Below are 2,105 nucleotides of genomic sequence, written 5' to 3' on the forward strand. Positions count from 1 at the left end.
GCGGCGACGATCGCCGGCGGCGCGCCGGTGCCGGGCGCGCTGGCCGATGGCGCGGCGCGGCTGGTCGCGGCCGGCTTCGCGCCGAACTACCTCGCGCTGGTGGAAGCCGAGACGCTGCGCGCGCTGGATGCGCCGCGCACGGATGGCCCGATGCGGTTGGTCGCCGCCGCGCGGCTCGGCACGGTGCGGCTGCTCGACAACATCCCGGCCTAACTTCGCATCGCCAGCGCGACGCCGCTGAGCGTCATGGCGAGCGCCGTCGCCTCCCGCCAGCCGAAGGGCTCGCCGAGGAACAGCGCCGCACCCGCCACGCCCACCACCGGCGTCATCAGCGTACCCAGCGAGGCGAGCGAGGCCGGCAGCCGCCGCAGCGCCGCGAACCACGACAGGTAGCAGAGGCCGAGCGCGAAGACGCCGCCATAGGCGATCAGCGCCCAGCCGCGCGGCGAGAGCGTGTCGAAAGCCCAGGGATCGACGATGACCGCCGCGACCGTCAGCGGCGCGATGCCGATCCCCACCTGCCACACCGCGGACGTCGTCGGCGGCAGGCCGAGCGGCCAGCGCTTCGTCACCACCGTGCCGAGCGAGAATAGCACGGCCGAGGACAGGCCCAGCGCCACCCCCGGCAGTTTCTCCACACCCACCGAGACACCCTGGCCGAGCACGAGCAGCGCGAGCCCCGCGAGTGCGAGCACCATCCCCGCGACCCGCGCGGGCCGCGGCCTTTCGCCCAGCACAGCCCAGGCCATCAGCGCCGCCCAGACGGGCATGGTGTAGCAGACGATCGTCGCCTCCGCCGCCGCGAGCCAGAGCAGCGAGAAGGAGGCGAGCCCCATCCAGGCCGTGACGTTGAGCAGCGAGACGAGCACGAGCCGCGGCCAGAGCGCGCGCGGCACCGCCAGCGCCTCCCGCCGCGCCAGCGCGACGGCGAGCAGCGTCAGGCAACCGAGGATGCCGCCGGCCGAGCGGGTGCTCAGCACGCCGAGCTCCTCCAGCAGCAGTTTCATGGCGGGCCAGTTGAGCCCCCAGCCGAGGCTCGTAACCACCAGCAGCAGGAGCCCCGCGGGGTCGGCGCCGCGCGGGGCTGGCCGGCTCAATGCATGAAGTCCGGTTCTTCGCGCGCGAGGATGCGCTTGACGCTCTCGAGGTGCAGCCGCGCGCTTTCCCTGTCCCCCTCCCGCATCTGGCCGTAGGTGCGGGCTGCAAGGTCGGGCGGCACGGGCTTGAGCGTCCGGCCGGTCGCCATCGCCATGCGCTGCACCTCCGCCGCGCGCTCGAGGTAGTACAGGTCGTCCCACGCCTCGGCGATCGAGGGGCCGACCACCATCACGCCGTGGTTCTTCATGAAGACGATGTCGGCATCACCGATGGAGGCCGCGATGCGGTCGCCTTCCTTCTCGTCCAGCGCCAGGCCGCCATATTCCTCGTCCACCACGGTGCGGCCGTAGAACTTCAGCGCGCTCTGCCCCGCCCAGACCAGCGGCGGGCCTTCCAGCATGGAGAGCGCGGTGGCGTTCGGCATGTGGGTGTGGAAGGCGGCCTTGGCGCGCGCGACGTTCTTGTGCATCCGCGCATGGATGAAGAAAGCGGTCGCCTCGGGCACGCCATCGCCCGCGATCACGTTGCCGTGGAAATCGCACACCAGCAGGCGGGAGGCGGTGATCTCGCTGAACGCCCAACCATAGGGATTCACCAGGAACAGGTCGTCCCGCCCCGGTACCACGAAGGAGAAGTGGTTGCAGATGCCTTCATGCAGGCCGAGCCGCGAGGCCATGCGGAAGCAGGCGGCGAGGTCGATGCGCGCCTGGCGCACCGCATCGGCGTCGAGTTCCGTGTTGCGCAGCACGGCGGGCGCGGCAGGGGTGCCGAGGGCATGGGCCATGGTGGGTCTCCCGATCTGGTGGCGGCAGGTTCCACCCGGGCGGCCGCGCGGGCAAGATCACGCGGGGAGGAACCGGCCATGCATCGACGCCTGCTTCTGGGGGCGCTCGCCCTGCCCATCGCCGCGCGGGCGCAGGCCGCGCCGCTGCACGTGCTCGGCACCGGGGCGGTGGCGGCCGCGACGCGGGATCTCGCCGCCGCCTTCACCGCCCGGACCGGCCGCG

General features: G+C 72.8%; 3 protein-coding genes. 1 reads left to right on the plus strand and 2 read right to left on the minus strand.

The window, feature by feature from the left end; translation table 11 throughout:
- A partial coding sequence (locus HW577_RS24130; RefSeq protein WP_198378643.1) for a pantoate--beta-alanine ligase occupies positions 1-213 on the plus strand: 213 nt, incomplete at its 5' end.
- On the opposite strand, the gene HW577_RS24135 is transcribed toward HW577_RS24130, so the two are convergent.
- Together HW577_RS24135 and HW577_RS24140 are read right to left on the minus strand one after the other, a co-directional pair.
- On the minus strand, positions 210-1,097 hold the full coding sequence (locus HW577_RS24135; protein WP_198378644.1) for a DMT family transporter: 888 nt from the start codon (positions 1,095-1,097) through the stop codon (positions 210-212). The genes HW577_RS24130 and HW577_RS24135 overlap by 4 nt on opposite strands.
- Complete coding sequence (locus HW577_RS24140) at positions 1,094-1,882, minus strand: aldolase (protein WP_198378645.1); 789 nt, start codon at positions 1,880-1,882, stop codon at positions 1,094-1,096. The genes HW577_RS24135 and HW577_RS24140 overlap by 4 nt, the downstream gene beginning before the upstream one ends.
- Positions 1,883-2,105 lie beyond the last annotated feature (223 nt).

It is taken from the genome of Neoroseomonas rubea (genome assembly GCF_016106015.1).
Taxonomy (GTDB): domain Bacteria; phylum Pseudomonadota; class Alphaproteobacteria; order Acetobacterales; family Acetobacteraceae; genus Neoroseomonas; species Neoroseomonas rubea.